Below are 21925 nucleotides of genomic sequence, written 5' to 3' on the forward strand. Positions count from 1 at the left end.
AGGGATGAGGATGTTCGAGGAAGAAAACGCGCAATGGGGGCTGGTGCATGCCCTGGTGCTGGACGGTAAAGGCGGCGCGCGTTCCATAGCCCGGACCGAACTCGACGATTTGCAGTTGCAGGCCCACGAAAGCCTGTGGCTGCACTGGGATCGCAGTCATCCGCAAACCCACACCTGGCTGCGCAAATCCAGCGGCCTGAGCGAATTCAACTGCGACCTGCTGCTCGAAGAGAACACCCGGCCGCGCTTGTTGCCGTTGCCCAATGCCGAACTGCTGCTGTTCCTGCGGGGGATCAACCTCAACCCGGGCGCCGAGCCGGAAGACATGGTGTCGGTACGGATCTTCGCGTCCGCCCAGCGGGTGATCTCCCTGCGCCTGCGTCCGTTGCGTGCCACCGATGAACTGTTGGCGCAACTGGCCGAGGGCAAGGGGCCGAAAACAGCGTCCGAACTCATCCTTTATATGGCGCAATACCTCACCAACAAGGTGCAGGACCTGGTCACTTGCCTGTCCGAAATCGTCGATGGCGAGGAAGAAAAGCTTGATACCGACGAACGGTATACCCCCGAGCACGACGCCATTTTGCACATCCGTCGAAGGGCCGCCGGACTCAAGCGATTCCTGGCGCCACAGCGGGACATCTTCGGCCAGATGACGCGGCTCAAGCTGCCCTGGTTTTTCGATGATGACGGTGACTATTGGAACGAATTGAACAACAGCCTGACCCGTTACCTCGAGGAGCTGGAATTGACTCGAGAGCGCGTGGGGCTTGTGCTGGAGGCCGAAGACCGACGCCTTTCGGTACGCATGAACCGCACCATGTACCGCTTCGGCATCGTCACCGGGATTTTCCTGCCGATGAGTTTTCTCACCGGCCTTTTAGGTATCAACGTGGGCGGCATTCCGTTTTCCGAAAGCCCCTACGGTTTCATGGTCGCGTGCCTGCTGATGATCTGCGTGGCACTGGGGCAGTGGTGGTTGTTCCGCCGTTTGCGCTGGGTGTGACAGGGGTTTCATGTGACCCGACGAAATTTGATCGCGTCTTCCACAGACATCACGAGAGGTGCGTATGCACGATCCGTTTGAACAGTCTTTGCGCGACATGCTCAAGGCTTCGCCGTCCAGCCGGGACGACGATGCATGCCTGGGACGTGTACTGAAAACCGCCAACCGCCAGGTCGGCGCGGGCGATCTGTTCAGTCTGCTGGGCCGCTGGTTGCCCGCACTGATGATCGCCCTGAATAACGGATCGGCCCATGTCTCGCCGGTTTCCCGTCGTAAACCTGTTACTCGCACCGCTGATAAGGCTGATTGAATATGGAACTTGATCTCTGGACCCAGAGCCTCGTCACGGCAATGACTGCGTTGTGGACCAAGGTAGCCAACTTCATCCCGAACCTCTTCGGGGCGCTGGTGGTGCTGTTGCTGGGTTTTGTCGTGGCCAAGCTGCTGGACACGCTGCTGTCCAAGCTGCTCGCCAAGCTGGGCCTCGATCGCCTGATGGGCGGCACCGGCCTGACCAAGTTGCTGTCCCGTGGCGGCATCCAGGTGCCGATCTCGACCTTGGTCGGCAAGATCGTCTATTGGTTCGTATTGCTGATTTTCCTGGTTTCCGCAGCAGAATCCCTTGGCCTTGAGCGAGTTTCAGCTACGCTCGATATGCTTGCATTGTATTTGCCGAAGGTTTTTGGTGCTGCGCTGGTATTGCTGGTGGGGGTCCTGCTGGCACAACTGGCCAATGGGCTGGTACGCGGTGCGGCCGAAGGCGTCGGGCTGGACTATGCCGCTGGCGTGGGGCGTATCGCCCAGGGCCTGGTGATTATCATCAGTATTTCGGTGGCGATCAGCCAGTTGGAGGTCAAGACTGACCTGCTCAACCACGTGATCGTGATCGTATTAATTACCGTTGGTCTGGCGGTTGCGCTGGCAATGGGATTGGGAAGCCGGGAAATCGCCGGTCAGATTCTTGCGGGAATCTATGTGCGTGAATTGTATGAGGTTGGGCAACAAGTGCGTGTTGGCGAGGTCGAAGGCCAGATCGAGGAGATCGGCACGGTGAAAACCACATTGCTGACCGAGGAGGGCGAGTTGGTGTCGCTTTCCAATCGGATCCTGCTGGAACAGCATGTGAGTAGCCGCTAACCCGGCAAATCCTGCTAATGTATGCCGCCGCGAAATGCCTGCTACCACAGGCTGCGGCGCACATTGACCTAGACTGTCGGCCCGACTTGTTTTGAACAAACCCCAATCGCTATCCACGCGCTACGACCCCCGTGATCTCTCCGATGAGGAGTTGGTCGCGCGGGCGCATACGGAGCTGTTCCACGTAACACGCGCCTATGAAGAGTTGATGCGTCGCTATCAGAGAACTTTATTTAACGTTTGTGCGCGTTATCTCGGGAACGATCGTGATGCTGACGATGTCTGTCAGGAGGTGATGTTGAAGGTGCTGTATGGCCTGAAGAACTTCGAGGGGAAATCGAAGTTCAAGACGTGGCTCTACAGCATCACGTACAACGAATGCATCACGCAGTATCGCAAGGAACGGCGAAAGCGTCGCTTGATGGACGCGTTGAGCCTGGACCCTCTCGAGGAAGCGTCGGAAGATAAGGCGCCCAAGCCCGAGGAAAAGGGTGGACTCGATCGCTGGCTGGTCTATGTAAACCCGATCGACCGGGAAATTCTGGTGCTACGATTTGTCGCAGAGCTGGAATTCCAGGAGATCGCAGACATAATGCACATGGGTTTGAGCGCGACAAAAATGCGTTACAAGCGCGCTCTTGACAAATTGCGTGAGAAATTTGCGGGCATTGCTGAAACTTAGTTCGGCGCAAATATCTCTTACGTGTAGGCAAGTTCTGATAGACTTGCCGCCGAGTTGTCCCCCGGTTTGCGGGACTGCTTCACAATCACCAGATGGGGATTTAACGGATGAAACTGAAAAACACCTTGGGCTTTGCCATTGGTTCTTTGATTGCTGCCACTTCGTTCGGCGCTCTGGCACAAGGCCAAGGCGCAGTTGAAATCGAAGGCTTCGCCAAGAAAGAACAATTCGACAGCGCTCGTAACTTCAAGAACAACGGCAACCTGTTCGGCGGTTCGGTTGGTTACTTTCTGACCGACGACGTTGAACTGCGTCTGGCCTACGACGAAGTGCACAACGCACGTACCGACGACGGCACTAACGTCAAGGGCGCCAACACCGCTCTGGACGCCCTGTACCACTTCAACAACCCAGGCGACATGCTGCGTCCTTACGTTTCGGCCGGCTTCTCCGACCAGAGCATCGACCAGAATGGCAGCAACGGTCGTAACCGTTCTACCTTCGCCAACGTTGGTGGCGGCGCCAAGCTGTATTTCACCGAGAACTTCTACGCCCGTGCCGGCGTTGAAGCTCAGTACAACATCGACCAGGGCGACACCGAGTGGGCGCCAAGCGTTGGTATCGGTGTGAACTTCGGTGGCGGCTCCAAGCCTGCTGCTGCTCCAGTTCCAGCTCCGGCTGAAGTCTGCTCCGACAGCGACAACGACGGCGTGTGCGACAACGTCGACAAGTGCCCTGACACCCCAGCCAACGTAACCGTTGACGCTGATGGCTGCCCAGCAGTTGCCGAAGTCGTTCGTGTTGAGCTGGACGTCAAGTTCGACTTCGACAAGTCGGTCGTCAAGCCTAACAGCTACGGCGACATCAAGAACCTGGCTGACTTCATGAAGCAGTACCCATCCACCAGCACCACTGTTGAAGGTCACACTGACTCCGTCGGTCCTGACGCTTACAACCAGAAACTGTCCGAGCGTCGTGCAAACGCCGTTAAGCAAGTTCTGACCAACCAGTACGGTGTTGAATCGTCCCGCGTTCAGTCTGTTGGCTACGGCGAAACCCGCCCAGTTGCCGACAACGCCACTGAAGCTGGTCGTGCAGTTAACCGTCGCGTAGAAGCGCAGGTTGAAGCTCAAGCTAAGTAATTAGCCCACAGCTTTGGAAAAGCCCGGCCTAGGCCGGGCTTTTCTTTGCCTGCGATTTATGAAAATGAGGGGGGGCGTTGCCGCAAGACCGTTGGTTAAACACAACACCTGTGGGAGCGAGCTTGCTCGCGATAGCGGTGTGTCAGCCAGTATTGATGCTGCTGACCCGACGCTATCGCGAGCAAGCTCGCTCCCACATTGGGTTGGGTGTTGTTTGTTACAGCGCCGAAGCCTGAACCCACGCAGGCTGTGACGCGGCCAGTTCGGCGGCACCGGCCACCGCACCGATCACCAGGATCGCCGGGCTCTTGAGCTGGAAGGCGCTGGCATCGGCTTCCATCGAGGCCAGGTCGCTGCGGCAATCACGCTGGTGGGGCAGGGAGGCGTTTTCGATCATGGCCACGGGTGTGTTCGCCGCCAGGCCACCGGCCAGCAACTGCTCACGGATCTCGCTCAGTTTCGCCACGCCCATGTACACCACCAGCGTTGTGCCGCTTTGAGCCAAGGCTTGCCAGTTCAGGCTGCTACCGTCCTGAGTGTGGGCCGTGACGAGGGTCACGCCCCGGGCAATCCCGCGCAGGGTCAGTGGAATATCGCACTGGGTCGCCCCCGCGAGGCCGGCGGTGATGCCGTTGACCAGCTCCACCTCGACGCCATGCTCGCGCAACCACTGTGCCTCTTCGCCGCCGCGGCCGAAGATGCACGGGTCGCCGCCCTTGAGACGCACCACGCATTTGCCCTGGCGGGCATAACGCAGCATCAGCCGATGAATGAAGGCCTGGGGGGTGGAACGGCAGCCGCCGCGCTTGCCCACGGCAATGATGCGCGCAGCGGGGCAGTGTTCCAGCACCGCGGCATTGACCAGGTCGTCGATCAACACCACGTCGGCCTCGCCCAAGGCGCGCACGGCTTTGAGGGTCAGCAATTCAGGGTCACCGGGACCTGCACCCACCAGCCAGACTTTTGCGTTCATAGTGTTTTCCTCACGAGATAGCCGCCAGCGGTTGCGCAGTGGCAACCAGCAGGCGTTTGATTTCCGGTACGCAGGAACCGCATTGCGTGCCACAGCCCAATTCCTGTTTAAGCCCCTGCAAGTCCAAGCCACGTTCAATGCCTGCGCAGATCGCACGCTGGCTGACGTTCATGCAGTTGCACAGGGTTTTGCTGCCACCCGTTGCGGCGCCGACATTGCCCGGCGGCGCGCTCAAAGGCGCCAGCAGCCAGCGCCGCAGTTGTTCATCGGCACGGCCTTCCAGCCACAGGTTCTGCAGCCAGTGCCGAGCCAGGGTTTCGCCGGCCAGGCGAATGGCGGTGATGCGGCCGTTTTCGATGCGCACCCGTTTGCCGATGGCACGACGCGGGTCGTCATAGGCCAGCACCGGCCCGTCGATCAGGCCCAATTGCTCGTCGATGGCCTGGAGCAGTTGCGGTTCGGGTGCGACGGCGCTGGCAGCGCGAATCAGCAACGCGGGACGCTCACGGCCGGTCAGGCTCAGGCTGACGTAGGAAAACGCCTCGCACAGGGGGCGCAGCGCCTCCAGATGCTGTTGAACATCGCCTTCGATCAAGGCGAAAAGCTGCCAAGGCAGGTTCACCGGTTCCAGGCGCACGCCGCTGTGCTTGAGTTCCGGTTGTTTCGACAAGGGGTCGAAAGCCGGTTGAGTCAGGGTATTCACGCCGCCCTTGAGGAATCGATCACCCCAGTGCATGGGCAGGAACGCTTGGCCGGGGCGCACGCTGTCGTCGCTGTCCACCGCCACGATCACGCTGCCGCGACGGCTCTTGAGGTTGACCAGGTCGCCCGCTTGCAGGCGATGCCGCTGCAGTTCATCGGGATGCAGGCTGAGTACGGCTTCGTTCACATGCCCAAACAGCTGCGCGGCGGTACCGGTGCGGCTCATGCCGTGCCACTGGTCACGCAAGCGGCCAGTGTTGAGGGTCAATGGGTAGCGGGCGTCACGCAGTTCCTGGGCGGCGCGATAGGGATCGGCCACGAAGCGCGCTCGGCCACTGTCGGTCGGGAAAATCCCGTCCACGTACAGGCGCGCCGTCCCGACCGTGGCGCCGTCCGGGAAGGGCCATTGCTGAGGGCCGAGGCGGTCGATCAGGGCATGGCTGATGCCGGACAAGTCCAGGTCGCGGCCACGGGTCAGTTGCTTGTACTCATCGAACAGTTGGGCCGGGGTGTCGAAGGCGAACAGGCTGGGTTGGCCTGGGCGCAGACGTTTCTCCAGGCGTTGTGCGAAATCCACTGTGATTGCCCAGTCCGGCCGTGCTTCACCCGGTGCGCCGATGGCCCGACGGACGTGGGAAATACGCCGTTCGGAGTTGGTCACCGAGCCTTCTTTCTCGCCCCAGCTGGCTGCCGGCAGCAGCAGGTCGGCAAAGGCGGCGGTCTCTGTGGTCCGGAAGGCTTCCTGCAACACCACGAACGGACAGGCTTGCAGGGCCTTGCGTACCGCTGTCTGGTCCGGCATCGACTGGGCCGGGTTGGTGCAGGCGATCCACAAGGCCTTGATCTTGCCGCTGCGCACTTGCTCGAACAGCTCGATGGCGCTCAAACCGGTGGTGGCGGGCAATTGCTCAACCCCCCAGTAACGGGCGACGTCGGCACGATGCTCCGGGTTGGCCGCTTCGCGGTGGCCCGGCAACAGGTTCGACAGGCTACCGGTTTCCCGTCCGCCCATGGCATTGGGTTGGCCGGTCAGCGAGAAGGGGCCCGCCCCCGGCCGGCCGATTTGCCCGGTGGCCAGGTGCAGGTTGATCAGTGCGCTGTTCTTGGCGCTGCCGGCGGTGGACTGGTTCAGGCCCATGCACCACAGCGACAGGAAGCTCGGCGAGGTGCCGACCCATTCGGCGCACTGGTGCAGTTGTTCGACGCTGATGCCGCACAACTGGGCGACCATTGCCGGGGTGTAGTCGCGTACCAGGTTCTTCAGGTCCGCCAAACCTTCGGTGTGGGCCTTGATGAAGTCGCGGTCGACCCAGTCTTCCCACAGCAGCAGGTGCAAAATCCCATGGAACAAGGCGACATCGGTGCCCGGCAGGATCGCCAGGTGCAGGTCCGCCAGGTCGCAGGTGTCGGTGCGCCGGGGATCGATGACGATGATTTTCATCTGCGGCCGGCGGGATTTGGCCTCTTCGAGGCGGCGAAAGAGGATGGGATGGGCGTAGGCCATGTTACTGCCGACGATCATCACGCAGTCGCTCAGTTCCAGGTCTTCGTAGCTGCAGGGCGGGGCGTCGGCGCCGAGGCTGCGTTTGTAGCCCACCACGGCGGAGGACATGCACAGCCGGGAATTGCTGTCGATGTTGTTGGTGCCCACCAACGCCCGGGCGAGTTTGTTGAAGGCGTAGTAATCCTCGGTCAGTAACTGGCCGGAGATGTAGAACGCCACGCTGTCGGGACCGTGTTCGGCGATGGTCGCCGCGAAGACGCTGGCGGCGTGATCCAGGGCGCTGTCCCAGTCGGTACGGGCCCGGGCCAGGCCTTTGCCCAGGCGCAGTTCCGGGTACAGGGCGCGGGCGGCGAGGTCGCCGGTCAGGTGCAGGGTGGACCCCTTGCTGCACAGTTTGCCGAAGTTGGCCGGGTGGGCGGGATCGCCGCTGACGCCGAGGATGCGCTCGCCGTTATGCTCGATCAGGACGCCGCAACCGACCCCGCAATAACAGCAGGTCGAGGCAGTGATCTGGCGGTTCATCAGCTTGCGTCCCGCAGGGCCAACTGCACCCGGCCGTTTTCGACCCGGGCCGAATGATGATGGGCGCAGCCCACGTCGGGGGCTTGGGCCTGGCCGCTTTCCAGGTCGATCTGCCAGTTGTGCAGCGGGCAGGCCACGCGTTTGCCGTAGACCAAGCCTTGTGACAACGGGCCGCCCTTGTGCGGGCAACGGTCATCGAGGGCGAACACTTCATCGTCGCTGGTGCGGAAAATCGCGATATCGCCTTTGGGGCCATTGATGATGCGCGAACCGAGGATATTGATCTCTTCCAGTGCGCAGATATCCAACCAGTTCATGCCGGCACCTCCAGGTTTTTCACGGGGATGACCTCGAACTCTTTCTTCAACTGAGGCTGTTCCAGGCGTTGCTTCCAAGGGTCCTGTTCCAGCGACAGGGAAAACTTCAGGCGTTCGTGGAGGGCCTTGCGCCGCTCGGGGTCTTCCAGCACGGCTTTCTTGATGTGCTCCATGCCAACTCGCTGCATGTAATGCACAGTGCGTTCGAGGTAGAAGGCTTCCTCGCGGTACAACTGCAGGAAGGCGCCGTTGTATTCACGCACTTCTTCAGCGGTCTTGAGCTTGACGAAAAACTCGGCGACCTCGGTCTTGATCCCGCCGTTGCCACCGATGTACATCTCCCAGCCGGAGTCGACGCCAATGATGCCGACGTCCTTGATCCCGGCTTCCGAGCAGTTGCGTGGGCAACCGGAGACGGCCAGCTTGACCTTGTGGGGGGACCACATGTTGAACAGGTCGTGTTCCAGCTCGATGCCCAGTTGCGTCGAGTTCTGCGTGCCGAAGCGGCAGAACTCACTGCCCACGCAGGTCTTCACGGTGCGGATGGACTTGCCGTAGGCGTGGCCGGACGGCATATCGAGGTCTTTCCAGACGCCGGGCAGGTCCTGCTTCTTGATGCCCAGCAGGTCGATACGCTGGCCGCCGGTAACCTTGACCATGGGTACGTTGTACTTGTCGGCCACGTCGGCGATGCGCCGCAGTTCCGAAGGATTGGTCACGCCGCCCCACATCCGCGGAACCACGGAGTAGGTGCCGTCTTTCTGGATGTTGGCGTGGGCGCGTTCGTTGATCAGGCGCGACTGCGGGTCGTCCTGGGCTTCGCCGGGCCAGGTGGAGATCAGGTAGTAGTTCAGCGCCGGGCGGCAGGTGGCGCAGCCGTTCGGGGTGCGCCAGTTCAGGTAGCTCATGGCCCCGGCGATGGTCAGCAGGTGCTGGTCGCGGATCGCCTGGCGGATCTGGCCGTGGTTGAGGTCGCTGCAACCGCAGATGGCTTTTTCGCTCTTGGGTTTGACGTCCGCCGCGCCGCCGACGGTGTTGATCAGGATCTGCTCCACCAGGCCGGCGCAGGAGCCGCAGGAGCTGGCGGCCTTGGTGTGTTTTTTCACGTCATCGACGCTGAACAGCCCGTGCTCCTGGATCGCCTTGACGATGGCGCCCTTGCACACGCCGTTGCAGCCGCAGACTTCGGCGCTGTCGGCCATGCTCATGGCTTTGTCCTGGCCTTGGTGGCCGACGTCGCCCAAAGCGTTTTCCCCGAACATCAGGTGATCGCGGATCTCGCTGATGCCGTGGTTTTCACGGATCTGGCGGAAGTACCAGCCGCCGTCCGCCGTATCGCCATACAGGCAGGCACCGACCAGCACGTCATCCTTGATCACCAGTTTTTTGTAGACGCCGCCGATGGGGTCGGAAAGGGTGATGGTCTCGGTGCCTTCGCCGCCCATGAAGTCGCCGGCGGAGAACAGGTCGATGCCGGTGACTTTCAGCTTGGTCGACGTGACCGAGCCCTTGTAAGTGGCGAAGCCCAGTTGGGCGAGGTGGTTGGCGCAGACCTTGGCCTGTTCGAACAGCGGTGCGACCAAACCGTAGGCAGTGCCGCGGTGGTTGGCGCATTCACCGATGGCGTAGATGCGCGGGTCGTAGGTTTGCATCGTGTCGTTGACCAGGATCCCACGGTTGCACGGGATGCCGGATTTTTCCGCCAGCGCGGTGTTGGGACGGATGCCGGCGGCCATCACCACCAGGTCGGCGGGGATGATGTCGCCATTCTTGAACTGGACCGAGCCGACCCGGCCATTGCCGGCGTCGTGCAAGGCCTGGGTCTGCTCGCTGAGGCGGAATTTCAGGCCACGGTTTTCCAGGGCGGTCTGCAGCAATTGGCCGCTGGTCTTGTCCAGTTGCCGTTCCAGCAACCATTCGCCCAGGTGCACCACGGTCACGTCCATGCCCCGCAGCTTCAAGCCGTTGGCGGCTTCCAGGCCCAGCAGGCCGCCGCCGATGACCACGGCGTGCTTGTGGGTCTTGGCGGTGTCGATCATCGCTTGGGTGTCGGCGATGTCGCGGTAGCCGATCACGCCGTCCAAGGTATTGCCGGGGATCGGCAGGATGAACGGGGTGGAGCCGGTGGCGATGAGCAGGCGGTCGTATTCGGCTTCGCTGCCGTCTTCGGCGATGACCCGGCGCTTGACCCGGTCGATTTCCACCACTTTGCGGTTGAGCAGCAGCTTGATGTTGTTGTCCAGGTACCAGCTCAGGTCGTTGAGCACGATCTCTTCGAACGTCTGCTCACCGGCCAGCACCGGCGAGAGCAGGATGCGGTTGTAGTTGGTGTGGGGCTCGGCGCCGAACACCGTGATGTCGTACAGCTCGTTGCTCAGCTTGAGCAGTTCCTCGAGGGTTCGAACCCCGGCCATGCCGTTGCCGATCATTACCAGTTTGAGTTTTTTCATCAGGGTTCTCCGCAAGCCAGGCCCGTTTCATCACGGCGATCGGACTGGCTCGGCAATTTTTACGAAAACAAAAAAAGGCGTCCCGCTAGCAAGCTAGCGAGGACGCCTTTGTCCTGGTCCCGTTCTCTCGGGAAGCACCGCCTTCATCGTTGGAGGCGTTGCTTTATGTATGGTGAGAGAGGTTATGCAGTGGTTGTGCCAAGTGGCTGGAAGGCGCGTATTTATTGAGGGGGGGGCGGGTGAATGGAGTTGAAGAGGGATTTATTGCACCGAATCAAAGCGGGTTGCCCGGTATTGGAGCGTCTTGCAGGAGCAGTTGTATGGACGATCAGGCCGCCATCGCGAGCAAGCTCGCTCCCACATTGAATCTGCGGTGGACACAAAACCTGTGGGAGCGAGCTTGCTCGCGATAGGCGCGACCGGATATCAGCTGTGAAACACCAAAAACAGCAGCACAACATTCACCACCAACGACACCAGCGCCAAGGTCCGCCAGACCTTCAGCGGTTCGCGCTCCAGCAATGGCCTGGGCCTTACGCTCAAGCTGCGGCGCTCGCCCTGTTCCAGCAGCAACAGCCATTCCTCGGCGGTTTCAAAGCGCTGGCCCGGGTCCGCCGCGACGGCGCGTTCCAGGCTTTGCCCGAGCCATTCGGGCAGGTCCGGCCGATAGCGGCTGGCACTGATCGGCACACCGAAGCGCGGGCGCTGGAAGGCTTCGATCTCGCCGTAGGGATAATGCCCGGTCAGCAGGAAATACACGGTCACGCCGACGGCATACAAATCCTGTTGGGCCGTGGGCGCGGTGCCGCCGAAGGCTTCCGGGGCGATGTAGCTGGGGGTGCCGGGCAACACGTTGGCCTGGTCTTCGGACAGGCCCGGGCAGTACGCCAACCCAAAGTCCAGCAAGCGCAATTCCCCGTCGTCGCCCAGGTGCAGGTTTTCCGGCTTGATGTCGCGGTGGTAGATCTGCCTTCGATGCAACAGGCCCACGGCCCGCACCAGCCGTTGCGCCAGGTCCAGCCATTGCGCCAGAGGCAGCGGTCCACCCTGGTTGAACAGTTCGGCCAGGGTCGCCCCCGGATATTCCCGCATCACGTAGTACAAATGCTGCCGCTGGGGAACGCCATGGACCTCGGGAAACTGTCGTCCGGCGACCCGCTTGAGAAACCATTCTTCCGAGAGCAAGGCCTGTCCGGCCCGGCTGTCGTCCCGTAGGTGCACGGGCAGGGTTTTCAGCAGCCAGGGTTGGCCTTGGCCGTCGCGTACCCGGTAGAGCAACGATTGCTGGCTGTGGCCGAGCAGGCTTTCGATCTGCCAACCCTCGAAGACCTGGCCCGGTTTCAGCGCAGGTGGCAGGGGCCATTGCTGCAACTGGATCAGGGCATCGCCGATGCTGGCTTCGCCCACCGCATCGACCCGCACCAACAAGGCGCTGGCGTTGTCCTGGCTACCGGCCAGGTGCGCGGCGTTGACCAGCGTCTGCGCGGCCAGGTCCAGGTCCGGCTGGTCGCGCAGGATGCCGGCGATGGCCGTGTCCCCCAAGACTGCCCAGACGCCGTCGCTGAGCAATACGAAAGTTTCGTCGATGCGCAGTTCACCGTCGAGAAAGTCGAGGATCAGGTGTTGATCCAGGCCCAGGGCTCGCTTGAGCACATGTTGCATGCCCTGCTGTTCCCAGACGTGATCCTCGCTGACCCGTTGCAGATGATCGGCGTGCCAGCGGTAGACCCGGCAATCGCCGACATGTGCGAGGGTGAAGCGCCGGCCCCGCAGGACCAGCGCACTGACGGTGGTGAGCAGCGGTTGCCCGCCACCGTTGGCTTGCAGCCAACGGTTCTGTGCCAGCAACAGCCGGTCCAGGGCCTGGGCCACGCCCCAGGTTTGCGGCGTGGAGTAGTAGTCCAGGGCCAGGGCCTGCAAGGTCGAACGGGCGGCCAGCCCGCCATCGGCGCATTGGCTAACGCCGTCGGCGATGGCGAACAGGTAACCCTTGCTGGCGGCCAGGGCCGGGGCGGGGGTGACCAGGCGCAGGGCGTCCTGGTTTTCCTCCCGCGGGCCAATGGCACTGGCTTCGGCGAAGCTCAATTGCAGGCTCATGGTTGCAGGTTATACCCGAGCAGCGGTGACGGCGGCCGAACCCCAAGTAGTTCTCCAGCGACGCTTGACGCCGTGCAGGCCGAACCAGGCCAGGACACCGAGGCTGGCGAACAACCACAGCGCCAGTTGATAGCTGCCGGTGCTTTGCTTGATCGCCCCCATGCCCGCCGCCAGGGCGAAGCCACCGATGCCGCCGGCCATGCCGATCAGCCCGGTCATCACGCCGATTTCGCGACGGAAGCGTTGTGGCACCAGTTGGAACACCGCGCCGTTACCCGCACCCAAACCGAGCATGGTGCAGACGAACAGGGCCAGGGCCGCATAGGAACTCGGCAGGTTGAAGCCCACCGCCGCGATGCAGACCGCCGCTACGGTGTACATGCCCAGCAAGGTGCGGATGCCGCCGAAACGGTCCGCCAGGGCACCGCCCAAGGGCCGCATCAGGCTGCCACCGAAGACGCAGGCGGCGGTGTAGTAGCCGGCGGTGACCGGGCTCAGGCCGTATTGGTCGTTGAAATAGCCGGGCAGGGCGCTGGCCAGGCCGATGAAACCGCCGAAGGTCACGCTGTAGAAGAACATGAACCACCAGCTGTCACGATCGCCCAGGGCCTTGAGGTAGTCGGCCATGGATTTGGCTTTCGGCCGCTCGGGGGCGTTCTTGGCCAGCCAGGCGAAGAGCACCAGGGTCAGCACCAGGGGGATCAGCGCGAAGCCGAACACGTTGGTCCAGCCGAAGGCCACCGCCATCACTGGAGCGATCAACGCTGCGAGCACGGTGCCCGAGTTACCGGCACCAGCGATGCCCATGGCCTTGCCCTGGTGCTGTGGCGGATACCACTGGGAGGCCAGCGGCAGGGCCACGGCGAACGACGCGCCAGCCACGCCCAGGAACAAGCCCAGCAACAAGGCTTGCTCGTAGCTGTGGATGCCCAGTTTCCAGGCGCAGAACAGCGCACCGATCACAATCACTTGGCCGACCATGCCGGCGGTCTTCGGTGAAATCCGGTCGGCCAGCAGGCCCATGAACAGGCGCAGCACGGCGCCGGCCAGGATCGGTGTCGCCACCATCAGGCCGCGTTGTTGGGTGGTCAGGTGCAGGTCGGCGGAGATCTGCACCGCCAGTGGACCGAGCAGGTACCAGACCATGAAGCTCAGGTCGAAGTAGAGGAAGGCCGCGAACAGTGTCGGGGTGTGGCCGGATTTCCAGAAGCTTGAATTCATCGCGCACCTCAGCTGTAAAAGTCTCGAGAAATGAGTCAGTGCTTAGAGCAGTGCGCCGTCTGTGGTCGCACCACCGGCTCCGAAGAGCCAAAACAAAAAAACGCCGCAACCCGGATCGCCAGAGAGGCAAGGAGGGTGTGCGACGTCTTTGTCGTAGGTGGGGCAACCGCCGTTGGTTACCTGTAGGTTTGTTTAAGCGAGATCTGTGCCAACAGTAGGGATTGGCGTAAGGGCTATCGCGAGCAGGCTCGCTCCCACAGTGGATTTGCGGTGTCCACAGAAGCTGCGGTCACCCTCGGATCTTTTGGGAGCGAGCCTGCTCGCGATAGCGGTAGGTCAGTCAAAGGTGATGTTGAATGCAGGGCCGCCATCGCGAGCAAGCTCGGCTCCCACAGTTGGTTGGGGGTGTTCGCAAATATTGTGTTCACCCCTGGACCTGTGGGAGCGAGCTTGCTCGCGATAGCGCCAGGCCAGGCGCTACAAGGCTTTCAGCCGAGCAACTCGTTCATGGCAATGATCTGCTCCGCCACCTGGATCAGCTTCTGCTGGCGGCTCATGGCCTGGCGGCGCATCAAGGTGTAGGCCTGTTCTTCGTTGCAGTCCTTCATCTTCATCAACATGCCCTTGGCCAGTTCGATGCGCTTGCGTTCGGCCAGTTGCTGGTCCCGGGCCAGGAGTTGGGCGCGCAGGGCCTGGTCGCTTTCGAAGCGGGCCATGGCCACGTCGAGGATCGGCTGCAGGCGCGCGGCGTGGATGCCTTCGACGATATAGGCACTGACGCCCGACTTGATCGCCTGGCGCATCACATTGGGGTCGTGCTCGTCGGTAAACATGACGATCGGTCGTGGTTGGTCGCGACTGACCAGCACCACTTGCTCCATCACATCGCGTCCGGGTGACTCGGTATCGATCAGGATCACATCCGGACGCACCGTTTCGACGCGCGCCGGCAGGTCGATGGTCAGGCCGGATTCGTCGATCACTTCGAAACCGGCTTCAATCAGGGCAGCCTTGAGGCGGCCGACTTTTTTCGCGGTGTCGTTGATCAGCAGGATACGCAGCATGGTCTTGGCTCCTGTCAGCGGCTGGCGAGAAGGGGAGCCGCATCGCTCAAGGCGTGCAGTTTGAAGCTGCGGGCGTACCCGACCGGGTCCGAGCCGTCCCAGGTGATGCCGTCGATCAGTTGGCTGCTGCGCATGTCCTGGCCCGGGGACGCGATGTCCAGCGCCGCACAGGCTTCACGGTACAACTTGAGCTGCTGGACGTCCCGGGCCACGGCCAGGTAATCCGGGTCCTCGCGCAGCAGGCCCCAGCGGCGGAACTGGGTCATGAACCACATGCCGTCGGACAGGTATGGCAGGTTCACCTCGCCATTGCCGTGGAAACGCATGGCGTGGGGATCTTGCCAACTGTTGCCCAAGCCATCGGCGTAGATCCCCAGCAGGCGCGGCTCGATGCAGTCCAGCGGGGCGTCGAGGTATTCGGGGGCGCTCAACAGTTGCGCGGTGCTGCGACGGTTTTCGCTGTTTTGTTCGATGAAGCGGCTGGCTTCGAGGATCGCCATCACCAAGGCCCGGGCGGTATTGGGGTATTGCTCGACGAACGCCCGGGTGCAGCCCAGGACTTTTTCCGGGTGGTCGGGCCAGATGGTCTGGGTGGTCGCCAGGGTAAAACCGAGGTTCTGCTTCACCGCGCTGGCGCACCACGGCTCGCCGACACAAAAGCCGTCGATGCGCCCGGCTTGCAGGTGCGCAATCATTTGCGGCGGCGGCACCACCACGCTGTCGACGTCCGACAAGGGGTGGATGCCCTGGGCGGCGAGCCAGTAATAGAGCCACATGGCGTGGGTGCCGGTGGGGAAGGTCTGGGCGAAGGTCAGTTTCGGGCGAGTTTGGTGCACGTGCCGTTCCAGTGCTTCAGGACTGGTCACGCCCTGGGCCTGCAAGCCATGGGACAGGTTGATGCTCTGGCCGTTCTGGTTCAGCCCCATCAGCACCGCCATGTCGGTCGGTGCGACCCCGCCGATGCCCAGGTGCACGGCGTAGACCAGGCCATACAGGCTGTGGGCGGCATCGATTTCACCGCTGACCAGTTTGTCCCGCAGGTTGGCCCAGGATGCCTGGCGCTTGAGGTTCAGGGTCAGGCCGTAGGGTTGGGCGAAGCCCTGGGTGGCGGCGACCACCACTGGGGCGCAGTCGCTCAAGGCCATGAAACCGAGGTTGACCGCGCTCTTTTCCGGGGCATCGCTGCCATTGACCCAGGCCAGGGGGTTGGCTGGAACTTCATTCATCGCGCTTCACCTTTACACATAAAAAAAGCGCCGTGTCCGAGCCAATTGCCAGAGCCGGGCTGGAGACGCCGCCGTTGTCCCTTTAATCAGTCTGGCACTCATTTGGCCATCGGCATGGGCGCCGATGAACAGTAATGGTGCAAGGCATATGCCAGCCCGGCCCTCATCACCTTTCCATCAAGATTCCCGGCGTCGGGTCTTTCATCCTGTCGTTCCTTCCAACGCCACGTAGCAAAGGAGACGGTATGCAGGACAAATCAATTCGCGCCACGGCCTTGCCTGATCTGGGCGAACGCGTGCTGCACCTGCGCGTGGCCCAGGCCCCGGTTCAGTTGAACGCTGCGCGGTTGGGTCGCAGCCACTGCCTGCCCGTCGGTTGGGAGGGTTTGGTGGTACAGCGCGATTCCCTGCGGTTCAGTGGCGGCAAGTTGCATGTCACGCCGGTTTGCGAAGCGACGCTGGTCAAGCTGCAGGCGTTCCTGGATATGAGCGATGCCCTGGTGGATGTCGGGCAACGGCTGGACGCGCTGCCATGGGCCTTGTTGCCGGTGGTCGGCGAAACCGTCCGCTCGCCCCAACGGCTCGAACGCTGGTACATCGGGCAAGCGATGGATGGCACCGAGGCCTATCACGCTGTCGCTCGCCTGTTGCGGCATCACGAGAGCTACGGGCTCGTGCGTTTTTTGCTGGAGCAAGGTACTCGCAGTGAAAAGCTGACCACCCTGGCGCAGCGTTATGGCGTGTCGGTTTCGCATTTTCGCCGGCTCTGCCACCAGGCCCTGGGCAGTGCGGCCAAGCCGGCCTTGCGCGGTTGGCGCACGGCCCAGGCGTTGTTGAACATGAGCCTTGGGGACGGCTCGCTGACCGATGTCGCGCTGGAGTTCGGCTTCGCCTCTTCGTCACATTTCTCCAAGGAGATTCGCGAGCTGGTGGGTTTCACCCCCAGCAGCCTGGCCGATATCACCTACCTGCCAGGCAAGTGAGTCGATGATCCCTCGTTCGTTATCCCGGGTCCTGTTATCCCTCTGCTTGAACGGCGCGTGGCTGTTTGCGCCCGTTGCCGCAGCCGCCAATGTCTATACCTTCGAGGCCCGGGAACAGAGCGCGCGCACGTTTTTCAGCGAGTTGTCCGGGGCCTTGGGCAAACCGGTCATCGTCAGCAAGGCCGCAGCGGCCAAGCGCATTGGCGGGACGTTCGATCTGCGCACGCCGCAACGGACGTTCGAGCGAGTCAGCGCGCAGATGGGGTTGATCTGGTACAGCGATGGCCAGGCGATCTACCTGTATGACGCCTCGGAAATCAAGAGCGCGATGATGTCGTTGCAGACCTTGACCGTCGCCAAGCTCCAGGCGTTCCTCGGGCGTTCGGGCTTGCACGATGGGCGTTATCCGTTGCGCCACGACGGGCTGCGGACGTTCCATGTGTCGGGGCCGCCGATGTATGTCGACCTGGTGGTGCAAGCGGCCGGGTTGATGGACAACCAGCGCTCGGAACTGCTGCTGGGCAAGCAACAGATTGGCGTCATTCATGTGCGCAACACCTTCGTCAGCGACCGCCAATATGAGCTGCGCGACGACAAGGTGACCATCCCCGGGCTGGCCACCGTGATCGAAGCGTTGTTGCGCGGTGAGCAGCAACAGGTCGAGCCGTCGGTGGCGCAAACCCCCGAACCGCGACCGCGGGGGACGATGCCGGTGTTTCCCCTCGAAGGCCTGGCGAACACCTCATCGGACCAGGACCCGACGGCCCCACGCATCATTGCCCGCGAGGTAGCCGCCGGCAACATTCGGGTGGTGGCCTACCCGGATACCAACAGCCTGCTGGTCAAGGGGCTGCCGGAGCAGGTGCGTTTCATCGAGAACCTGGTCAATGCCCTCGACACACCGAAACGCCACGTCGAGTTGTCGCTGTGGATCATCGATCTGCACAAGGATGAGCTCAACCAGTTGGGCATCAACTGGCAGGGCGCGGTGAAGTCTGGCGGGCAGTTCAGCGCCTCGCTCAACGCCGGCTCGGCCACCACCCTCGACGGCGCCTCGTTCGTGACCCAGGTCATGGCGCTGGAACGTACCCACCGGGCGAACGTGGTCTCGCGACCGGTGATCCTGACGCAGGAAAACGTGCCGGCGATCTTCGACAACAACCGCACGTTCTACGCCCCGCTGGTGGGGGAGCGCAGCGTCGATCTGCAGCACATCACCTACGGCACCCTGGTCAACGTGCTGCCGCGTTTCGCCCAGGCCGACGAGATCGAGATGTCGCTCAATATCGAGGACGGCAACGAAGTCGAGAATCCCGGCCGGGGTGAGCAGCACAGTGCGTTGCCGACGGTCGGGCGCACCCGCATCAGTACCGTGGCGCGGGTGCCCCAGGGCAAGAGCCTGCTGGTGGGCGGCTTCACCCGTGACGATCACGGCGAGCAGATCGGCCGCGTGCCGGTGCTGGGGTCGATTCCGTGGATCGGCCGTTTGTTCAGCTATCGCCAGGGCCGCTCGGCCAACACGGTGCGGGTGTTTCTGATCCAGCCCAAGGAGATCCGCGACGCCCTTGAGTCCGCCACGGTAGAGTTGGGCATGCCGTTGCTGACCCCTGAGCAGCACGAGCGCGTGCGGCGAATGTACTTCCGGATGTCCGAGCAATGATCCTGCCACCGGTTTCCATGGGTGGCCGGGCCGCCCAGGCCCGGTTGAATGCCGAGAAGGCCGCCGAACATCCACAACCGCAAGTCGACGCCGAGGCGACGCTGGACGACAGTGCAACGGCGGCCGTGGCGCAGCGCATCGTGCAGATCAGCGACGAGTTGTCGGCGGCGCTGACGCAGTTCCGTGCCCGACGGTTGTTCGAGCTCAAGTCCGAAACCCTGACCGACACCTTCGAACGCGTGCTGGAGGACGACACCGTGCCCAAGGCCCGGCAGGTGCTGAGCCTGGCGCGGCTGGCGGACAAGCCCGTGGCCTGGTTGCTGCAGATGGCGCGCCGCCTGTTCCCCGATGACAGCGACCTGGCGCTGGTGCTGCGGGCGTTGTTGCGCCGCCGCAACCTGGAAACCCACACCCGCCAGCGCCTCGAAACACTCTTGCAGACGGTGGTTGCCCAAGGCTCCCCCAAGCGCATGAACGCCGGGATCAACGCCGCGCTCAAGGCCAGGATGTTCGGCAAGAGCATGGCCGTCAGGGCCGGCCTGTTGCGCGAGACCTACCGGGATTTTCTCGAGTCTGACGAAGGCCCGCTCGGTTGCTACCAAGACTGGATCGCCCTGTATGGCCCGGCACAGCGCATGAATGTGCTGGCCTTCATCGAAGCCGCGTTGCTGACTGATATCAGCGCCCAGGACCCCAGTTGCTCGCGCCTTGAGTTCGGTCAACTGTTGACCCGGGTGACCGACCTGAAGCGCTTGCGTTCGGCCGATGGGCTGTTTATCGGCGCCGTGCTCGGCGATGCACTGGTCTGTCGGCACAACCCCCATGAGACCGAATGGCTGGTGTTCCTGCTCGGCGTGTTGACCTACCCCGACGACCTCGACCAGCTACTGCTCGGGGCGTTGGGCGAGCAGGTGCTGCTCAGTGCCCACCGCGAGCGTTCGACGTTGCTGCAAACCCTGCGGAGGCTCAGCCTGCAATTGCCGCCGCCATTGTTTGCCGATGAAGAGGCGCCACAACGCCTGGCCATTGAGTTCACCCGCCTGGCCGACGTCGCCTATGCCCACGAATGCATCGAACAGCGCCAGTCCGGCGGTCAGCCATGATCTTGTCGCGGAGCCTGGCCTGAAATGCTTAATGTGTTCCTGCGAAGTGTCGGCGCGCGTCCGGAGCTGCTGATCCTGACCTTGATGGTGATGATCATCGCCATGCTGATCATCCCCCTGCCGACAGTGCTGGTGGATTTTCTCATCGGCCTGAACATCGTCATCTCGTTGTTGGTGTTCATGGGCTCGTTCTACATCGAGCGCATCCTCAGCTATTCGACGTTCCCGGCGCTGCTGCTGTTGACGACCTTGTTTCGCCTGGCCCTGTCGATCAGTACCAGCCGGCTGATTCTCAGCCAGGCCGATGCCGGCGAGATCATCGCTTCCTTCGGTGACTTCGTGATCGGCGAAAGCCTGGTGGTGGGCTTCGTGATTTTTTCCATCGTCACCATTGTCCAGTTCATCGTGATTACCAAAGGCTCGGAACGGGTGGCCGAAGTGGCGGCGCGTTTCTCCCTGGACGGCATGCCCGGCAAGCAAATGAGCATCGACGGCGACCTCAAGGCCGGCGCCATCGATGCGGCCCAGGCGCGGGAAAAACGCAGCGTGCTGGAACGTGAAAGCCAGCTGTACGGTTCTTTCGACGGGGCGATGAAATTCATCAAGGGCGATGCCATCGCCGGCATCATCATTATCTTCGTCAACTTCATCGGCGGCATGGCCATCGGCGTCGGGCAACTGGGCATGGACCTGTCCACGGCCCTGTCGACCTACACCCTGTTGACCATCGGCGATGGCCTGGTCGCCCAGATCCCCGCGCTGCTGATCGCCATCGGCGCCGGTTTCATCGTCACCCGCGTCAATGGCGATGACAGCAACCTGGGGCGCAACATGCTCACCCAGATGCTGGGCAACCCGTTCGTCCTGGGCGTCACCGCGTTGCTAGCGGTGGGCGTGGGCCTGCTGCCCGGTTTTCCACTGCTGACATTTCTCTCGATCGCCGCGGTGCTGGGTCTGGTGGTGTTCGTGCGCCATCGCCGTGCCTCGCGCCCGGCTGGATCGGGGGAAAGCCGCAGCGAACCTGCCGAGGCCGGCGCGGGGCCGGGGGAGTCGGGATTGATCGATGACGTCGACAACGTTGCGACCGAAACCATCGCCCTGATGCTGCTGGTGCCCCCGGCGCGCCTGCAAGCGTTGGAGAAGGATCGTTGGGCGGCGCGCTTTCGCAGCCAGTTTTTCGTCGATTACGGGCTGCGTATTCCCGAACCGCGGCTGCGGGCCAGCGAGGTGCTGCCGGTCCATCAAGTGGCGGTGCTGATCAATGAAGTGCGCGCCGAGCAGTTCGATATTCATTTCGATCACTGGCGCCTGCTGGATTACTCCCCCGAATTGGAACCGTTGGGCTTTGCCCTGGTGCGCGGCACCGACAGCAATCGCCTGGGTGGCGTCTGGGTTACGGCCACCGACCGGGAGCGGGTGCAGCAGTTGGGTTATCACCTGCGGCCTGCCGACGAAGAGTGTTATCGCTGCCTGGTCACGCTGCTGGCGCGCAACATCCAGGAGTTTTTCGGCGTGCAGGAAACCAAGCAGTTGCTCGACGAAATGGAAGCGCGTTACCCCGACCTGCTCAAGGAAGTCTATCGCCACGTCACGGTGCAGAAGATCGCCGAGGTGCTGCAACGCTTGATCGGCGAGCGCATCTCCGTGCGCAACATGAAGCTCATCCTCGAATCCCTCGCCCATTGGGCCTCCCGGGAAAAGGATGTGCTGGCGCTGGTGGAACACGTTCGCGGCGCGATGGCTCGTTACATCAGCAACAAGTTCGCCCAGGGCAACGATCTGCGGGTCTTGCTGTTGTCGGCGGAGTTCGAAGACGTGGTCCGCCGGGGCGTCCGGCAAACCTCGGGCGGCAATTTCCTCAACCTGGAGCCGGCCGACTCGGAAGAGCTGATGGACCGTCTCAGTGTCGGCCTGGACAGCGTGCACATCGCCCACAAGGACATGGTGCTGCTGTGTTCGGTCGACGTGCGGCGCTACATCAAGAAACTGATCGAGGGACGTTTCCGGGAGCTGGACGTCATGTCGTTCGGCGAGGTTTCCGAGAATGTCTCGGTCAATGTCATCAAGACGCTTTGAGGAGATCTGCCCCATGTCGCACGTCTTTTTGCAGGTTGTTGAAACGCTGGCTGAGCAGCC

At 62.4% G+C, this 21925-nt stretch carries 17 protein-coding genes; 9 read left to right on the forward strand and 8 right to left on the reverse strand.

The features are described 5' to 3' along the window. Positions 1-10: 10 nt before the first annotated feature. The 5 genes from IB266_RS01350 to IB266_RS01370 all read left to right on the forward strand — a co-directional run bounded on the left by IB266_RS01350 (position 11) and on the right by IB266_RS01370 (position 3967). Positions 11-1006, forward strand: a complete 996-nt coding sequence (locus IB266_RS01350) for a zinc transporter ZntB (protein ID WP_060738490.1) — start codon at positions 11-13, stop codon at positions 1004-1006. A gap of 64 nt (positions 1007-1070) precedes the next feature. Further along, entirely contained in the window at positions 1071-1316 is a 246-nt protein-coding gene (locus IB266_RS01355; protein ID WP_014337331.1) for a hypothetical protein, read from the forward strand. Between the two features lie 2 nt (positions 1317-1318). Beyond that, the gene (locus tag IB266_RS01360) at positions 1319-2143 is read left to right on the forward strand and encodes a mechanosensitive ion channel family protein (RefSeq protein WP_003199523.1); all 825 of its coding nucleotides are present in this window, start codon (positions 1319-1321) and stop codon (positions 2141-2143) included. Between the two features lie 91 nt (positions 2144-2234). Continuing rightward, the gene (sigX, locus tag IB266_RS01365) at positions 2235-2825 is read left to right on the forward strand and encodes an RNA polymerase sigma factor SigX (protein ID WP_003183614.1); all 591 of its coding nucleotides are present in this window, start codon (positions 2235-2237) and stop codon (positions 2823-2825) included. A 107-nt stretch (positions 2826-2932) separates the two neighbouring features. After that, on the forward strand, positions 2933-3967 hold the full coding sequence (locus IB266_RS01370; protein WP_060738489.1) for an OmpA family protein: 1035 nt from the start codon (positions 2933-2935) through the stop codon (positions 3965-3967). A gap of 217 nt (positions 3968-4184) precedes the next feature. Here IB266_RS01370 and cobA read toward each other — a convergent pair whose 3' ends face one another. The 8 genes from cobA to IB266_RS01410 form a co-directional block, all read right to left on the reverse strand. Further along, positions 4185-4940 carry a uroporphyrinogen-III C-methyltransferase gene (gene cobA, locus IB266_RS01375; RefSeq protein WP_060738488.1) on the reverse strand — a complete coding sequence of 252 codons (756 nt, stop codon included), beginning with the start codon at positions 4938-4940 and terminating at the stop codon, positions 4185-4187. A 10-nt stretch (positions 4941-4950) separates the two neighbouring features. After that, positions 4951-7668 (reverse strand): nitrate reductase, encoded by a 2718-nt coding sequence (locus IB266_RS01380; RefSeq protein WP_192259691.1) that lies wholly within the window; start codon positions 7666-7668, stop codon positions 4951-4953. Continuing rightward, a complete protein-coding gene (gene nirD, locus IB266_RS01385; RefSeq protein ID WP_018605256.1) occupies positions 7668-7985 on the reverse strand; it encodes a nitrite reductase small subunit NirD in 318 nt (105 codons plus the stop codon). Before nirD ends, IB266_RS01380 begins: the two co-directional genes overlap by 1 nt. Further along, positions 7982-10435, reverse strand: a complete 2454-nt coding sequence (gene nirB / locus IB266_RS01390; protein WP_060738486.1) for a nitrite reductase large subunit NirB — start codon at positions 10433-10435, stop codon at positions 7982-7984. Before nirB ends, nirD begins: the two co-directional genes overlap by 4 nt. 426 nt (positions 10436-10861) lie before the next feature. Beyond that, positions 10862-12532, reverse strand: a complete 1671-nt coding sequence (locus IB266_RS01395; RefSeq protein ID WP_192259693.1) for a bifunctional protein-serine/threonine kinase/phosphatase — start codon at positions 12530-12532, stop codon at positions 10862-10864. Positions 12533-12541: 9 nt separating this feature from the next. Further along, entirely contained in the window at positions 12542-13753 is a 1212-nt protein-coding gene (locus IB266_RS01400; RefSeq protein WP_025212688.1) for a nitrate/nitrite transporter, read from the reverse strand. A gap of 488 nt (positions 13754-14241) precedes the next feature. Continuing rightward, the gene (locus IB266_RS01405; protein WP_060738484.1) at positions 14242-14817 is read right to left on the reverse strand and encodes an ANTAR domain-containing response regulator; all 576 of its coding nucleotides are present in this window, start codon (positions 14815-14817) and stop codon (positions 14242-14244) included. A 14-nt stretch (positions 14818-14831) separates the two neighbouring features. Beyond that, positions 14832-16043: a CmpA/NrtA family ABC transporter substrate-binding protein gene (locus IB266_RS01410; RefSeq protein WP_192259695.1), complete on the reverse strand. Its 1212-nt coding sequence runs from the start codon at positions 16041-16043 to the stop codon at positions 14832-14834. 245 nt (positions 16044-16288) lie between these two features. Between IB266_RS01410 and IB266_RS01415 the strand changes: the two genes are divergently transcribed. Genes IB266_RS01415 through IB266_RS01430 form a run of 4 tightly spaced genes read left to right on the forward strand, consistent with a single transcriptional unit; the run spans position 16289 to position 21865 of the window. Then, positions 16289-17026 carry a helix-turn-helix domain-containing protein gene (locus IB266_RS01415; protein WP_192259697.1) on the forward strand — a complete coding sequence of 246 codons (738 nt, stop codon included), beginning with the start codon at positions 16289-16291 and terminating at the stop codon, positions 17024-17026. Between the two features lie 4 nt (positions 17027-17030). Further along, the gene (sctC, locus tag IB266_RS01420; RefSeq protein ID WP_192259699.1) at positions 17031-18686 is read left to right on the forward strand and encodes a type III secretion system outer membrane ring subunit SctC; all 1656 of its coding nucleotides are present in this window, start codon (positions 17031-17033) and stop codon (positions 18684-18686) included. Then, positions 18683-19789, forward strand: a complete 1107-nt coding sequence (gene sctW / locus IB266_RS01425) for a type III secretion system gatekeeper subunit SctW (protein WP_192259701.1) — start codon at positions 18683-18685, stop codon at positions 19787-19789. The genes sctC and sctW overlap by 4 nt, the downstream gene beginning before the upstream one ends. Positions 19790-19813: 24 nt before the next feature. Continuing rightward, complete coding sequence (locus IB266_RS01430) at positions 19814-21865, forward strand: EscV/YscV/HrcV family type III secretion system export apparatus protein (RefSeq protein ID WP_192259703.1); 2052 nt, start codon at positions 19814-19816, stop codon at positions 21863-21865. Positions 21866-21925: the final 60 nt, after the last annotated feature.

The organism is Pseudomonas sp. Pdm06 (genome assembly GCF_014851795.1).
Classification (GTDB): Bacteria; Pseudomonadota; Gammaproteobacteria; order Pseudomonadales; family Pseudomonadaceae; genus Aquipseudomonas; species Aquipseudomonas fluorescens_AA.